The sequence below is a fragment of the Streptomyces sp. NPDC048484 genome (assembly GCF_040651415.1).
Taxonomy (GTDB): Bacteria; Actinomycetota; Actinomycetes; order Streptomycetales; family Streptomycetaceae; genus Streptomyces.
Genome location: NZ_JBEZJY010000003.1, coordinates 39,931 through 53,303, shown reverse-complemented (window position 1 = coordinate 53,303; position 13,373 = coordinate 39,931). Strand labels below are relative to the sequence as shown.

General features: G+C 70.3%; 16 protein-coding genes. 7 read left to right on the top strand and 9 right to left on the bottom strand.

Annotation, left to right across the window (positions count from 1 at the left end; all coding sequences use genetic code 11):
- Window positions 1-73: 73 nt before the first annotated feature.
- Window positions 74-634 carry a carboxymuconolactone decarboxylase family protein gene (locus AB0D14_RS03535; protein ID WP_362774088.1) on the bottom strand — a complete coding sequence of 187 codons (561 nt, stop codon included), beginning with the start codon at window positions 632-634 and terminating at the stop codon, window positions 74-76.
- A 208-nt stretch (window positions 635-842) separates the two neighbouring features.
- On the opposite strand from AB0D14_RS03535, the gene AB0D14_RS03530 reads away from it, so the two are divergent.
- On the top strand, window positions 843-1,118 hold the full coding sequence (locus AB0D14_RS03530; protein WP_362774640.1) for a helix-turn-helix domain-containing protein: 276 nt from the start codon (window positions 843-845) through the stop codon (window positions 1,116-1,118).
- 127 nt (window positions 1,119-1,245) lie between these two features.
- Window positions 1,246-1,425: a hypothetical protein gene (locus tag AB0D14_RS03525; protein WP_362774086.1), complete on the top strand. Its 180-nt coding sequence runs from the start codon at window positions 1,246-1,248 to the stop codon at window positions 1,423-1,425.
- A 95-nt stretch (window positions 1,426-1,520) separates the two neighbouring features.
- Here the strand turns inward: AB0D14_RS03525 and AB0D14_RS03520 are convergent, their stop codons facing one another.
- Together AB0D14_RS03520 and AB0D14_RS03515 are read right to left on the bottom strand one after the other, a co-directional pair.
- The gene (locus tag AB0D14_RS03520) at window positions 1,521-2,393 is read right to left on the bottom strand and encodes an NmrA family NAD(P)-binding protein (protein ID WP_362774083.1); all 873 of its coding nucleotides are present in this window, start codon (window positions 2,391-2,393) and stop codon (window positions 1,521-1,523) included.
- The gene (locus AB0D14_RS03515) at window positions 2,390-2,866 is read right to left on the bottom strand and encodes a nuclear transport factor 2 family protein (RefSeq protein ID WP_362774080.1); all 477 of its coding nucleotides are present in this window, start codon (window positions 2,864-2,866) and stop codon (window positions 2,390-2,392) included. Before AB0D14_RS03515 ends, AB0D14_RS03520 begins: the two co-directional genes overlap by 4 nt.
- Before the next feature lie 178 nt (window positions 2,867-3,044).
- On the opposite strand from AB0D14_RS03515, the gene AB0D14_RS03510 reads away from it, so the two are divergent.
- From AB0D14_RS03510 to lnt, 3 genes are all read left to right on the top strand, one after another.
- The gene (locus tag AB0D14_RS03510; protein WP_362774078.1) at window positions 3,045-3,653 is read left to right on the top strand and encodes a TetR/AcrR family transcriptional regulator; all 609 of its coding nucleotides are present in this window, start codon (window positions 3,045-3,047) and stop codon (window positions 3,651-3,653) included.
- 96 nt (window positions 3,654-3,749) lie between these two features.
- Window positions 3,750-4,253 carry a nuclear transport factor 2 family protein gene (locus AB0D14_RS03505; protein WP_362774075.1) on the top strand — a complete coding sequence of 168 codons (504 nt, stop codon included), beginning with the start codon at window positions 3,750-3,752 and terminating at the stop codon, window positions 4,251-4,253.
- 92 nt (window positions 4,254-4,345) lie between these two features.
- On the top strand, window positions 4,346-5,935 hold the full coding sequence (lnt, locus tag AB0D14_RS03500) for an apolipoprotein N-acyltransferase (protein WP_362774072.1): 1,590 nt from the start codon (window positions 4,346-4,348) through the stop codon (window positions 5,933-5,935).
- Here the strand turns inward: lnt and AB0D14_RS03495 are convergent.
- Complete coding sequence (locus AB0D14_RS03495) at window positions 5,859-6,764, bottom strand: Gfo/Idh/MocA family oxidoreductase (protein ID WP_362774069.1); 906 nt, start codon at window positions 6,762-6,764, stop codon at window positions 5,859-5,861. The genes lnt and AB0D14_RS03495 overlap by 77 nt on opposite strands.
- 380 nt (window positions 6,765-7,144) lie before the next feature.
- On the opposite strand from AB0D14_RS03495, the gene AB0D14_RS03490 reads away from it, so the two are divergent.
- Both AB0D14_RS03490 and AB0D14_RS03485 read left to right on the top strand, forming a co-directional pair.
- Window positions 7,145-7,657, top strand: a complete 513-nt coding sequence (locus AB0D14_RS03490; protein WP_362774637.1) for a DinB family protein — start codon at window positions 7,145-7,147, stop codon at window positions 7,655-7,657.
- A gap of 150 nt (window positions 7,658-7,807) precedes the next feature.
- Window positions 7,808-8,272 (top strand): hypothetical protein, encoded by a 465-nt coding sequence (locus AB0D14_RS03485; RefSeq protein ID WP_362774066.1) that lies wholly within the window; start codon window positions 7,808-7,810, stop codon window positions 8,270-8,272.
- A gap of 79 nt (window positions 8,273-8,351) precedes the next feature.
- Here AB0D14_RS03485 and AB0D14_RS03480 read toward each other — a convergent pair whose 3' ends face one another.
- From AB0D14_RS03480 to fabG, 5 genes are all read right to left on the bottom strand, one after another.
- Entirely contained in the window at window positions 8,352-8,912 is a 561-nt protein-coding gene (locus tag AB0D14_RS03480) for a hypothetical protein (protein WP_362774063.1), read from the bottom strand.
- Window positions 8,913-9,130: 218 nt separating this feature from the next.
- Window positions 9,131-9,814: a uracil-DNA glycosylase gene (locus AB0D14_RS03475; protein ID WP_362774061.1), complete on the bottom strand. Its 684-nt coding sequence runs from the start codon at window positions 9,812-9,814 to the stop codon at window positions 9,131-9,133.
- Between the two features lie 113 nt (window positions 9,815-9,927).
- Window positions 9,928-11,508, bottom strand: a complete 1,581-nt coding sequence (locus tag AB0D14_RS03470; protein ID WP_362774634.1) for an ABC transporter substrate-binding protein — start codon at window positions 11,506-11,508, stop codon at window positions 9,928-9,930.
- 303 nt (window positions 11,509-11,811) lie between these two features.
- Window positions 11,812-12,570, bottom strand: a complete 759-nt coding sequence (locus AB0D14_RS03465) for an SDR family oxidoreductase (RefSeq protein WP_362774059.1) — start codon at window positions 12,568-12,570, stop codon at window positions 11,812-11,814.
- Window positions 12,571-12,586: 16 nt separating this feature from the next.
- Window positions 12,587-13,348: a 3-oxoacyl-ACP reductase FabG gene (fabG, locus tag AB0D14_RS03460; protein ID WP_362774056.1), complete on the bottom strand. Its 762-nt coding sequence runs from the start codon at window positions 13,346-13,348 to the stop codon at window positions 12,587-12,589.
- Between the last annotated feature and the right edge of the window lie 25 nt (window positions 13,349-13,373).

Sequence of the window (13,373 nt, the reverse complement as noted above, 5' to 3'; positions counted from 1 at the left end):
GCATCCGCCACCCAAGCCCCTGGGGGCTGCCCCGATGGTCCGATGGTCCGCGAGGCCGGTACCGGTCACGCGTTCACGCGTTCGGGAACGCCTTCGCCCAGGGTTCGTGCTCGATCTCCAGCCCGTTGAGCACGTACGCGATGGTGCGGTACCAGCCCGCCAGAACCAGGAACTCCAGGGCTTCCTGTTCGCCGAGATGGTCACGGAGCGCGGTCCAGGCCTCGTCGCCGAGGCGGGTCGTGTCGTGAAGCTGGTCGACGGCTTCGAGGAGGGCCCGCTGCCGGGGTGCCCAGGCCGGGTCGGCCGGGGTGCCGGTCACCGTCAGAGGGACCTGATCCGGACTCAGGTCCGCGGCCTCCGCGTACGCGGCCATGTGGACGCCCCACTCGTAGGCGCATCCGCAGCGGGCCGCCACCCGGGCGATGACCAACTCGCGGTCCGCGTCGGACAGCAACCCCTGGACGAGCAGGCCTGCACCGAGCGTCCGCATACGGGAGGCGAGGTCCGGGTGGCGTTGCAGGACCTTGAAGAGCATCAGGGGTTCCTGGGTGACGCCGGGCGGCATCCAGCGGCGTAAGGCACGCTCGGATTCAGGATCGTAGGGCGGCATGATGCCGTCGATGCGTTGTTTCATGCCGCCCGACTCTTGCGCTTCTAATTCAGAAGCGCAAGAGTCGGAACGCAAAGAAGCGCACGGAGAGTTGTCGCTTCAGTGAGTCAGCTCGGTGAGTCAGCCGATCCCGCGAGCCGACCGGCGCGGGAGAGAAGGGGAGGGAGTGGTCTTGGGCACGACACCCCGCCCCGGCCGCCCTGTGCGCGGTTCGGCCACTGGTCGCCCCGTGATGGCCGCGCTCGACCTCCTCGGCCGCCGCTGGACACTCCGGGTGATCTGGGAACTCCACCAGGGTGGTGCGCCGATCGGCTTCCGCGATCTCCAGCGGCGCTGCGACGCCATGTCCTCCAGCGTGCTGTCCGCCCGGCTCACCGACCTCCGCGACGCGGGGATCGCCACCCCCACGGACGAGTCGACCTGGCGCCTCACCCGTCTCGGCGACGATCTCGTGACCGCGATGGGCCCGCTGCTCACCTGGTCACACACGTGGGCGGAACGGCAGTGAACCTCACCCGGCGCCCGGAAAAATCTCAACTCGGCAGCCCTGACAGGTTTATAGCGTGACCAACCACATAAGGCATGGGTAGTCATCCAGTAGCGCACGGTCAGCCGTTGGCCTTACGCTGATGCGCATGTCCACCAATTCTCCGACCCCTGGTTCCGTGCGGTCCGCGGCCGTGCTGAATGAGCAGATCCGAGCGTTATGGATACGCGCGGGCGGTTCCCTCTCGACGCAGGAGCGTGCCGAGTATGAACTGCTGGTCGTGCAGTGGGCCGCGGCAGTACGCGACGAGATCGTCGAAGCGGCATGAACATCGGCGAGGCGGCGTGAACTCCGGAGCGCGCGAGCACTGTTGCGGCGCGGGCCTGACGGGTCACCACCGCCAGGCCGCCCGCATCGTACGAGTCATACCGTCGTACGAGCCGTCACACGACCCGTCGTAGAAGTCGCCCCCCTCACATGGTCGCGGAAGGTGCGCGGCTGACGGCCCGTGAGACGGCGGACCGTGTCAGTGGTGCGGTCCTCGGCTCCTCCCGCGTTCGCGCGGTCCATGCCCGCGAGCATCGCGGCGTACTCGAGCGGCATCGAAGCGGCCAGGTGATCCCGCATCTCCTCGTACGTCAGCGGCCGGTGAGCGACCGCCCGCCCGGTCACCTCGGTGAGGACGGCCGCGACGTCGGCGTGACTCAGCGCCTCCGGGCCGGTGATGACCAGGTCGGCACCCGGAGCCCGTGCATCGGTCAGCGCGTGTACGGCGACCGCCGCGATGTCGTCGGCGTCAACGAAGGCCACCCGGCCCTCTCCCACCGCGGTCAGAATCACCCCCTCCTCGCGGATGCTCCGGGCGTGCATGTGATCGCCGGTGAAGTTCTGCATGAACCATGACGGCCGCAGTACCGCCCACTGGTCGAACAGGCCGGGCAGAGCCTCGTGCACCAGCCCGGCGGCCGGGCCTCCCGCGGGGATCGCGGAGGAACTGAGGAGCACCGCTCGGCGCAGTCCGGTCGCTCGGGCCTGTTCCAGGAAGGGCAGCATGACGTCGGCCGGCGTCGCGGAGTCCACGGGCGCGACGAGGTAGACACGGTCCGCGCCGCTCAACGCCCCCTCGTACGTCGCCGGGTCGTACCAGTCGAAGCGGACGGCCTGCGCGCCGTCGACGGGGGTGGCGCCTCGGCTCGCGGCCCTGACCCGGTGTCCCTGCGTGGCGAGGCGGGAGGCCACTCGGCTGCCGGTGGTACCGGTGGCCCCGAGGACGAGGGTGACGCCGGAGCCGGTCATCGGTCGCTCCGCGTGAAGTCGGCCGCGCTGCCCCGGGAGACGGCGAGCGGGTTCCAGTAGTCGCGGTAGTGAGTGATGAGACCGTCGGCCACGGCCACCACGGCGATGTAGATCATGTCGAACGGAGCCCCAGTCTCCACCAGCAGCCCCACCCCGCGCATCTCCACCACGATCGTCCCGGAGTCGCCGGTCTCATGGATCTTCACGTCGGGGAAGTCATGCAGATCGATGTGGTCGGGGTAATGGCGCATGTAGTCGGAGACGGCGGCCTTGCCCTCCAGCCTCTTCGGCCACCCTTCGGGCGCGAAGGGGAATTCGAGGACGCCCCGGTCGTCCCACAGGTCGACCCAGCCGGAAATGTCCTTGTCGAGCAGTAGCTGCAGGCCTTGGCGGAACAGGTCCGCCGGTCGCGTGGCCGCGGTCGAGGCAACGGGCGCGGCCTCCGTCGACGCAATGGGCGTGGTCGTGGTCATGATCGAGGGTCTCCTCCGATACAATACGGACCAGCGGTCCGCTTTCTCCAACCATACGGACCGACGGTCCGCTTACGCAACCCGGCTGCCACTCGCCGCCCCCTGCCGCCACCCACGGCCACCCACGGAATCTGCGGAACCCAGGAGGGAATCTGTGCCCCACCCCAGGAGGGAACCCGTGCCCGAGCGCAAGCCCCGTGCGGACGCCGCACGCAACCGGGAAGCCGTACTCGCCGCAGCCGACCGGCTCTTCGCCCGCAGCGACAGGCCCGAACACGTGACCATGGCCGACATCGCGGCCGAGGCGGGGGTCGGCAAAGGGACGCTCTTCCGCGGCTTCGGAGACCGCACCGGTCTGATCCAGGCGCTCTTCGAAGCCCGGCTGGAACCTGTACGCCAGGCCGTCGCGGACGGCCCGCACCCCCTCGGGCCCGGCGCCCCGCCGATGCAGCGCGTTCCGGCCCTGCTGGACGCCCTCCTGTGCTTCAAGCTCGACCACCGGCACCTCTCGCTGGCACTGGAGGACGCGGGGACGGGCAGCCCCTACGGCGCGGGGCACTACGACTGGTGGCACGCCACCCTCCGCGGCGTCCTGGAGGAGCTTCCGGGCTTCGACGGCAGTGACTTCACCGCCCACGCACTGCTCGCCTCGGTCCGCGCCGACCTCGTCGACCACCTGCTCGACCACCACGGCACACCCCGCGAGCGACTACGGGCAGAGCTGGCCTCGTTCACCACGAAGGTCCTGAACGCTCCGCACCGGAGCGGGCCGAACGCCCAGCACTGACCGGGGACGCCCGTTCGGGCATCCGTACCGCGCACGGCCGGTGAATATCGCCGCGCACCCCTTGGCGCGGTCCTCCTCGTGGCCAACACTGAGCCGATGACACAGCGTGTGGAACTGGCGGCGGTGATGGACCGGCTCGCGGTCGACGAGGTGGTCACCGAGTACGCGGTGGCGGTCGACGACGGGGACTGGGGGGCGTACCGGCAGCTCTTCGCACCGGACGGACGGGCGGACTACCGGTCCGCGGGCGGTATCGAAGGGGATGCCGGTCAGATCGCCGGATGGCTCTCGCAGACCATGGCGCTGTTCCCGATGCGGCAGCACCTGATCGTCAACCGACGGGTGCGTTTCGGCCTGCTGGAGCAGGACACGGGCGACACGGCCCGGGTCCAGGCCGACTATGTCAACCCGATGCGCTTCGCGGGACCCGACGGCCTCGCGGCACCCGACGGTGGATCCACCGAGCCCGACTTCGTCTGCGGAGGCCGGTACGGGTTCGGGCTGGTGCGTACGGCCGACGGCTGGCGGCTGAGTGAAGTGGTCGTGCACGAGAAGTGGCGCCGGGCCCCGCAACGACGCCAGGAACCCGCCGCCCCTTGAGCCGGGGCCCCTTTCGTAGATCGTCCCGGGGCGCGCACACTGAAGCACACTGGACTGACGCACCGAGCACCGTGGGCCGAGGGAGGCGCTGGATGAACCTGTCCGCCACTGACTGGCGGCGACGTCTCGGCTCCCCGTGGAGGCGCGGCCTGGCTGCCGCGCTCGCCGGTGCGCTGCCGATGCTGAGCTTCCCCGCGCCGTCCCTGTGGTGGTTCGCGTACGTGGCGCTGGTGCCGTGGATCCTGCTCGTGCGCTCGGCTCCGACGGGGCGGCGGGCGGCGTACGACGGCTGGCTCGGCGGGCTCGGTTTCATGCTGGCCGTGCACCACTGGCTGCTGCCGAGCCTGCATGTCTTCACCGTCGTGATCGCGGCGCTGCTGGGCGCGCTCTGGGCGCCGTGGGGCCTGCTGGTGCGGCGCTTCCTGGCCGGTGCGCCCTCGCCGGGCCGCCTGGTGGCCGCCCTGTTCGTGCTGCCCTCCGGCTGGTTGATGGTCGAACTCGTGCGCTCCTGGGAGGGGTTGGGAGGGCCCTGGGGTCTGCTCGGGTCGAGCCAGTGGGATGTGGAGCCGGCGCTGCGGCTCGCCTCGGTCGGCGGCGTGTGGCTGCTCAGCTTCCTGCTCGTCGGCGTGAACGTGGCGGTGGCCATCCTTGTCGCGGTGCGGTCGTCCCGTGTCCCCGCGGTCGCCGGACTCGTCGCGACGGCCGCGGCCACCTCGGCGGTCTGGACCTGGTCGCCGCGCCCGGAGGATGACGGCGGCCGGGCCCGCATCGCCGTCGTGCAGCCCGGCGTGATCGACGGCGCCGGCAGCCCCGAGAGGCGGTTCGCGCGCGAGGAGGCGCTCACCCGGGAGCTGGCCGGGCAGGACGTCGACCTCGTCGTATGGGGCGAGAGCAGTGTCGGTTTCGACCTCGCCGACCGTCCCGACCTGGCGGACCGGCTGGCCGCGCTCTCCCGTGAGGCCGACGCCGACATCATGGTCAATGTCGACGCGCGTCGCTCGGACGTGCCGGGCATATACAAGAGTTCCGTGCTCGTGGGTCCGCAGGGCCCGACCGGCGACCGCTACGCCAAGATGCGGCTCGTGCCCTTCGGCGAGTACGTCCCGGCCCGTTCCCTCCTCGGCTGGGCCACTTCCGTGGGCAAGGCCGCGGGCGAGGACCGCATGCGCGGCACCGAGCAGGTCGTGATGAACGTCGGCGACGGACTGCGGGTGGGCCCGATGGTCTGTTTCGAATCGGCGTTCCCCGACATGAGCAGGCATCTCGCGCGGGACGGCGCCGAGGTCCTGCTCGCGCAGTCGGCGACGTCCTCGTTCCAGAGCAGCTGGGCTCCCGAGCAGCATGCGTCGCTCGCGGCGCTGCGGGCCGCCGAGACAGGCCGGCCGATGGTCCACGCGACGCTCACCGGCGTCTCGGCGGCCTACGGTCCGGACGGGGAGCGCGTCGGCTCCTGGCTCGGCACCGACGAGAGCACATCCGCCGTGTACGACGTGCCGCTGTCGCACGGCGTCACCCCGTACGCGCGGTTCGGCCAGTGGCCTCTCTACGCGGCCCTGCTGATCCTTGCCGCCCTGGGCGCCACCGAGGGCGTACGGTCGCTGCGGCTCAGGCGGAGCGCTCCGTCACCGCACGCACCACCCGCTCGCACAGTTCATGGGTCGCCAGCGCGTCCCGGGCGCTGAGGACCTTGTCCGCTCGCACGGCGTCGAGGAAGGCGAGCACCACCTGTTCGATACCGCGCTGGCGGGCCACCGGCACCCAGTCGCCGCGCCGCCGTGTCGTCGGCTGCCCCTTGTGGTCGACGACCTCGGCGAGGTTGATCACCTGACGCTTGGTGTCCTGCCCGGACACCTCCAGGATCTCCTCGGCCGAGCCGCTCAGCCGGTTCATCACGCCGAGCGCCGTGAACCCGTCCCCGGCCAGCTGCAGCACGACGTGGTGGAGCAGCCCGTCCTCGACACGGGCCCGCACGGTCATGTCGTCGACCGGCCCCGGCACCAGGAACCGCAGCGTGTCCACGACATGGATGAAGTCGTCGAGGATCATCGTGCGGGGCTGTTCCGGCAGGCCGACGCGGTTCTTCTGCAGCAGGATCAGCTCACGCGGGTGTTCGACGCACTGCGCGTACCCGGGCGCGTATCGCCGGTTGAAACCGACGGCCAGGCTGGTGTTCCGCTCCTCCGCGAGCCGCACCAGGCGTTCCGAGTCGGCGAGTTCGTACGCGAGCGGCTTGTCGACGTACGTGGCGACGCCCGCTTCGAGCAACCGGGCCACGATCTCGGGGTGCGCGTGCGTGGGCGCGTGCACGAACGCCGCGTCGAGGTCCTGCGCGAGCAGCGCGGAGAGGTCCGTGTGCCGCCGCCCGGCCGGAACGTGCAGGCTGTCGGCGACCCTGGTGAGGGTCGCGGGCGTCCGCGTGTGCAGATGCAGTTCGAGTCCCGGACGGGTGGCGAGCACCGGCAGGTACGCCTTCAGCGCGATGTCGCCGAGTCCGATGCAGCCGACCTTCACAGGGATCTCCTCCGAGGGAATGCGGGCCCGGGCGGGCCGAGGCGCGGATCCGGGCGGATCAACGCGGCTCCGGGGCACGCGTATGCCCGTCTCGTCGGAAGCATACGGCGACCGCGGCGGTCGCCGGTCGGCAATCCCGTCGATGGTCGGCTTCGCATCATGTTGCGCCGTGCGACCGCGACAGCCTTGCGGACGATCGCGGTCGTACGGAGCCTGCGTGCCTCCGTGTACGCGGCGTACGAGCCGGCGCTGGAGGCGCGCGGCGGGTGACGAACACGGACACGGCGGGCCGGCCGGGTCGTGGCCGGCCACAGGCCGGGCTCGTCGGCATGGGGCGAAAAGTACTGGCCGGGGCGTCGGCCGTCCGCGATGATGCGGCCATGACGATCAAGCGCAGGGAACCCGCGACGGACGCCGGCGAGCGAGCCATGCTGGAGGGCTGGCTGGACTACCACCGGGAAACCCTCGCCCGGAAGTGCGAGGGCCTGGACGACGCCCAGCTCAGAACCGCCTCGGTGCCGCCCTCCGAACTGTCCCTGCTCGGTCTCGTCCGGCACATGGCGGACGTGGAGCGCAGCTGGTTCCGCAGGGTCCTCATGAACGACGACGCCGGGCCGATCCACTACAGCGACGAAGACCAGGACGGCGAGTTCCATCTCACCGAGGCGGACACCTGGGAGGTGGCGTACCCCACCTGGCAGGACGAGATCGCGATCGCCCGCCGCAACGCGGCGCGGTTCGGCCTGGACGACCTGTCCAAGGGCAGGAGCAGGTTCACCGACAAGCCCTTCAACCTGCGGTGGATCTACACCCACATGATCGAGGAGTACGCACGCCACAACGGTCACGCAGACCTGCTCCGCGAGCGCGTCGACGGGGCCACCGGCGACTGAGGGGATGTGACACAGGCTCTGAGAGCCTGTGTCCGAGGCGGCAGCGACTCGGGCGGCGGCCAGGGCACCGGCCGCCGCGCGTTCACCCATGTGGGGCATCCTCCGCTTCTCAGCTGCCCAAACCGGCTCGGACACAGCAGAGTTGCGCGGGTGCATCGAACCGCGACCACCGCAACGCTCCTGGTCACCGTGGCTGTTTCGGCCGTCTCGGGCTGTGTGACCGCCCAGCGACCACCCTCACCGGGCCTGTCGGCCCCACCGCCCACGGTGTCGAAGCCGCGCCCGGACAGCAGGGCCGAACCGCAGGTCGTACAGGCTCCGGCCCGCGAGGCCCTGGAGCTCATCGGCCCGTCCCGCCGCCCTTCGTCACCCGCGTCCACGCCGGCGCGTACGGCCTCCGTCGGCCCCGCCGCGACCCCGGTGGCCCCACCGCGGCGCGCCCCAGCCGCTCCGCCCCAGCGCTCGGAGCCGCGGCGACCCGGACACCGCCCCGCCCCGCCACTGCCCACCTCCGTACCGTCGACGGGCACGGACGTGTGTGCCCTGGGCCGGGCGTACGGCGGCTGGAAGGCGGACAGCCCGGAGGCAGCACTCTGCAAGGACATGTACGGCTGACCCCGGGCCCCTGGAGCCCCCTGGGGCCCCCTGGGGCCCACCACCGATGGGGCCCCTCTGCCCCCGGCTGCCCCGACCGCTAGGGCGTGTGGCGCGGCGGCCCCAGCGTCTCCCCTCCCGGTCCTCTCCCCTGTCTGGGCGTGCCTTCGGGTGCCCCGCCCGGCACCTCCTGGTCCAGCCTCGACTCCAGGCGGCCGATGCCGGCCCGGATCCCGTCGCCGTAGGCGTCGTCACCGAGGACGCCCACGTTGTCCCGGGCCACATCCAGGTGGCCCCGGGCCGCCTCGGAGCGGCCGAGTTTCACGTAGTCGGCGGCGAGGTTCAGATGCAGGGACGGGTAGAAGGCCCGTACCGCGAGGGACCGGTGGTGCTCCGCGACCCGTGCGTCCGTGAGTTCGTCCGCCGCCGACAAGGCCCGCAGGTCCCAGGCAAGTTCGTCCGAGGGATCGTCCTGCGTGTCGGCCATGTAGTGCGCGAGCGTGCAGCGATGGAGTGCGTCGCCCTCATCGCCGATCTCCGCCCACAGGTCCAGGAAGCGGCCCCTGGCCTCCTCACGGTCGCCGCCGTGGAGGAGCATGATGACCTGCCCGATCCTGGTCATCATCGCGTCCGCCGCCGCCTGTTCCTGTTGCTCCGCCACCGCGTCGTCCTCCACCCGCTCGTCCGCCGGCCGGCGCGCCCGCGCCTCCCGTTGCCACCTCTCCCGACGCTAACGGCAGGCACGGACAAACGAGCTCAGGCGGCCCCGTACGCCCCTGGGCCACCCCGTGACGGACCAGCCCCCGTACCAGCCCTGAGCCCGGACCAGCCCGGCCCGACGCCTGTCACGGCCTCGGAGCCCGTCACGGCCTCGAAGCGTCAGCCGAGGTCCGGAATCCGCCAGTCGATCGGCTCGTGTCCCTGCTTGGCGATCGCCTCGTCGATCTGGGTGAAGGGGCGCGAGCCGAAGAACTTCTTCGCGGACAGCGGCGAGGGGTGTGCGCCCTTCACCACTGTGTGCCGGTCCTCGTCGATGAGCGGGAGCTTCTTCTGCGCGTAGTTGCCCCACAGGACGAAGACCGCCGGTTCGGGCCGGCCGGCCACGGCCCGGATCACCGCGTCCGTGAACTTCTCCCAGCCCTTGCCCTTGTGCGAGTTGGCCTCACCGGAGCGGACCGTCAGCACCGCGTTGAGCAGCAGGACGCCCTGTTCGGCCCACGGCATCAGATAGCCGTTGTCCGGCACGGGGTGGCCGAGCTCCTCCCTCATCTCCTTGTAGATGTTGCGCAGGGAGGGCGGCGTCTTCACACCGGGTCGGACCGAGAAGCACAGGCCGTGGCCCTGTCCCTCGCCGTGGTACGGGTCCTGGCCGAGGACGAGCACCTTCACACGCTCGTACGGAGTCGCGTCGAGTGCGGCGAAGACCTCGTCGCGCGGAGGGTGGACGGGGCCCTTCCCACGCTCCTCCTCGACGAACTCGGTGAGCTCCTTGAAGTAGGGCTTCTGCAGCTCTTCGCCCAGGACGCCGCGCCAGGACTCGGGCAGCATGGCGGTGTCGGTCACGTGAACTTCCTTAGATGTGCGGTCGTTTCCGGTCCACAGAACCTACCGCCGCCCACTGACAATCAGCCCGGCTCCCGGCCGGCTCCCGGCCGCCCACCCGCCTGCCTCCCCCGCTACCAGCTGGTCTTGCGGTCCAGCTCCCACACCAACATGATCGTCGACGGGTCGATGGAGCGCTCGACCCCGGAGATCTCCTCGCTGGCGGCGACGTACTGCTTGCCCTGCCACAACGGCAGCAGCCGCGCGTCGTCGACAAGGATGTCCTGGGCCTTCCTGAACTGCTCGGCGACGTCCCCGCGGTCGCTCTCGCGGCGCGACTCGGGCAGCAGTACGTCCGTGATCTCGGGGGACTTGTACGGCGTACCGAGCGCGTTCTGCTCGCCCACGAACGGCGCGATGAAGTTCTCGGCGTCCGGGAAGTCGGGGAACCAGCCACGGCCGAACACGGGGTACTCGCCCTTGCGGTAGCCCGCCTCGTACGTCTTCCAGGGACGGCCCTTGACGGTGACGCTGAACAAGCCCGTCCCGTTGAGCTGACGTCTGAGTTCTTCGAACTCCGGCTTGGTCGTGGAGCCGTACCGGTCCGTCGTGTACCAGAGGGTGAGCGGCACGCGTTCGGCGATGCCCGCTTCCAGGAGGATCTGCCGGGCCTTGGAGGTGCTGGGGCTGCCGTAGTCGTCGAAGAAGCCCGTGGTGTGACCGGCCAGTCCGCTCGGGACCATGGAGTACAGCGGCTCGACGGTGTCCTTGTAGATGGTGTGCGCGATGGCCGGCCGGTCGACGACCTGGGCGACGGCCTTGCGGACCGCGGCCCGCTTGGCCCACGGGTCCTTCGGATTGAAGACCAGGTAGCGGATCTCCGTGCCCGCGCCCTCCACCAGCTGGATCTCGTCCTTGCCCCGCCGTTCCTCGAGGTCGACGATGTCCTTGGCGGCGAGCCCCCGCAGGGTGACGTCGATCTTCCGGTCCCTCAGCGCGGCGACCATCTCGCCCGAGTCCTGGAAGTACCGGATGGTGACGGCGCTGTTCTTGCGGTCGGCGAAGCCCTTGTAGTTGTCGTTGCGGACGAGCCGGGCTTCCTGCCCCTCCTGGTAGGAATCCAGGCCGTACGGTCCCGACCCGGTGACCTTGCCGTCCTCGCGCAGGGCGTCGGCCGGATACTCCGCGGGGTCGACGATCGACATGGCCGGTGTGGCGAGCACGAACGGGAAGGTGGCGTCGGGCTTGTTGAGACGGAAGACGACCACGCGGTCGCCCTTGGTCTCGACCCGCTCCAGGCTGCCGAGCAGACCCGCCGGGCCGCCGTCCACAGCGATCTTCCGGATGCGGTCGATGGAGTGCTTCACGGCCTTGGCGTCGAGCCCGTGCCCGTCCGAGAAGGACATTCCGTCGCGCAGCGTGCAGCTGTACGTGCGCTCCGAGTCGTCGGTGAAACGGCAGCTCTCGGCGGCGTCCGGCTCGGGCGCGGACGCTCCGGCGGGGTAGCTCAGCAGCGTCTGGTAGATGTTGCGGAACAGCTCCCAGGAGCCGTCCCACGACGCGGCGGGGTCAAGAGTGCTGGGTGCGCTGGTCGTGCCCACGACGATCGGGCCCTCGTCCTCGGACGCGTCGGAGGAGAACACTCCACACCCCGACACCAGGGATATGGCTGCTACCACCGACAAGTGCCGCAGAGACCGGTTCCGGTTGAACACGCGCACGCTCGCTCCTCCGTCTGCCGCGCAAGGTGGGCAGGACCATAGCGCAGTGCCCCGCCGGTCGACTCACTCTCCCGGCGGGGCATCTGACGTGCACGAACATCATTTGTTCGATTTTTTTTGGCTCTGCGTCCCTTGTTTGGAATCTGTGCGGAACATATCCGTCAACATCACGAATTTTCCGAGTGGAAATCCCGTGTAAGACACAGCGGTTAAATCACCGAATTCTTCGACGGACCGGCACCACCCAGAGGGCCGGCACCACCCGGAAAACCGGCACCGTCCCCGGGATCCGGTGGTTCAGGACACGCCGGCGTTGAGGAAGATGCCGCCGTCGACCACGAGTGTCTGCCCGGTGATCCAGTCCGACTGCTCCGAGGTCAGGAAGGCCGCGGCACCCCCGATGTCCGACGGCACGCCGAGCCTGCCGAGCGGGTAGGCCGCGGCCGCCTCCGCCTCGCGGCCCTCATACAGGGCCTGCGCGAACTTGGTCTTGACCACGGCGGGAGCGATCGAGTTGACCCGCACCAGTGGCGCGAACTCGTGTGCCAGTTGCATGGTCAGGTTGATCATGGCGGCCTTGCTCATGCCGTACGCCCCGATGAACGGCGAGGCCGAGACACCCGCGAGGGAGGCGATGTTGACGATCGCCCCGCCGTTCGCGCTCTGCCACGCCTTCCACGTCCGCTGGGCGAAGCCGAGCGCGGAGACGACGTTGGTCTCGAACACCTTCCGCGCCACGTTGAGGTCGAGGTCGGCGATCGGCCCGAACACCGGGTTCGTACCGGCGTTGTTGACCAGGAAGTCGACGCGGCCGAACGCCTCCATGGTGCGTTCGACGGCGATGGCCTGGTGGGCCTCGTCGTGGGCCTTGCCCGCGACACCGATGACACGGTCGGCGCCGAGCTGCTCGACGGCCTCCTTGAGCGTGTCCTCGTTGCGGCCGGTGATGCAGACCCGGTCGCCGCGGGCGAGCAGTGCCTCGGCGATGCCGTAGCCGATGCCGCGGCTGGCGCCGGTGACAAGGGCGACCTTGCCCGAGAGTTCCACAGCGGTCATGTCCCTGTCCCCAGTCCTAGTTGAGCGGTCCGCCGGCCACGTACAGCACCTGGCCGGAGACGAATCCGGCGGCGTCGCCCGTGAAGAAGGCGATCGCGTTGGCGATGTCGTCCGGGTTGCCCACGCGCTGCACCGGGATCTGGGTGGCGGCCGCGGCCTGGAACTCCTCGAAGCCCATGCCGACCCGCTCGGCGGTGGCGGCGGTCATGTCGGTCACGATGAAGCCGGGCGCCACGGCGTTCGCGGTGACGCCGAACTTGCCGAGCTCGAACGCGAGAGTCTTGGTGAAGCCCTGCAGACCGGCCTTGGCGGCGGCGTAGTTGGCCTGACCGCGGTTGCCGAGCGCCGAGGACGAGGAGAGGTTGACGACCCGGCCGAACTTGGCGTCCACCATGTACTTCTGCACGGCCCGCGTCATCAGGAAGGAGCCGCGCAGGTGCACGTTCAGAACCGTGTCCCAGTCGGACGCGCTCATCTTGAACAGCAGGTTGTCGCGGAGCACGCCCGCGTTGTTCACCAGGATCGTAGGCGCCCCGAGCTCCTGGGCGACCCGTGTCACGGCGGCCTCGACCTGCGCCTCGTCGGAGACGTCGCAGCCCACCGCGATCGCCTTGCCGCCGGCAGCGGTGATCTTCTCCACGGTGTCCTTGCACGCGGCCTCGTCGAGGTCGATCACCGCGACGGCACGGCCTTCCGCGGCCAGTCGTACGGCGGTCGCGGCGCCGATGCCGCGCGCGGCACCGGTGACTACGGCGACGCGCTGCTCAGTGGTGGACATTGCTGGTTCTCCTCGCCCTTGGGGA

Bases quoted from the DNA above. Each gene is read 5' to 3' on its own strand.
- AB0D14_RS03530 (WP_362774640.1), top strand. From the start codon at position 843: ATGGCCGCGCTCGACCTCCTCGGCCGCCGCTGGACACTCCGGGTGATC.
- AB0D14_RS03525 (WP_362774086.1), top strand. From the start codon at position 1,246: ATGTCCACCAATTCTCCGACCCCTGGTTCCGTGCGGTCCGCGGCCGTG.
- fabG (WP_362774056.1), bottom strand. From the start codon at position 13,348: ATGTCCACCACTGAGCAGCGCGTCGCCGTAGTCACCGGTGCCGCGCGC.
- AB0D14_RS03515 (WP_362774080.1), bottom strand. From the start codon at position 2,866: ATGACCACGACCACGCCCATTGCGTCGACGGAGGCCGCGCCCGTTGCC.
- AB0D14_RS03520 (WP_362774083.1), bottom strand. From the start codon at position 2,393: ATGACCGGCTCCGGCGTCACCCTCGTCCTCGGGGCCACCGGTACCACC.
- AB0D14_RS03490 (WP_362774637.1), top strand. From the start codon at position 7,145: ATGACGATCAAGCGCAGGGAACCCGCGACGGACGCCGGCGAGCGAGCC.
- AB0D14_RS03505 (WP_362774075.1), top strand. From the start codon at position 3,750: ATGACACAGCGTGTGGAACTGGCGGCGGTGATGGACCGGCTCGCGGTC.
- lnt (WP_362774072.1), top strand. From the start codon at position 4,346: ATGAACCTGTCCGCCACTGACTGGCGGCGACGTCTCGGCTCCCCGTGG.
- AB0D14_RS03535 (WP_362774088.1), bottom strand. From the start codon at position 634: ATGAAACAACGCATCGACGGCATCATGCCGCCCTACGATCCTGAATCC.
- AB0D14_RS03465 (WP_362774059.1), bottom strand. From the start codon at position 12,570: ATGACCGCTGTGGAACTCTCGGGCAAGGTCGCCCTTGTCACCGGCGCC.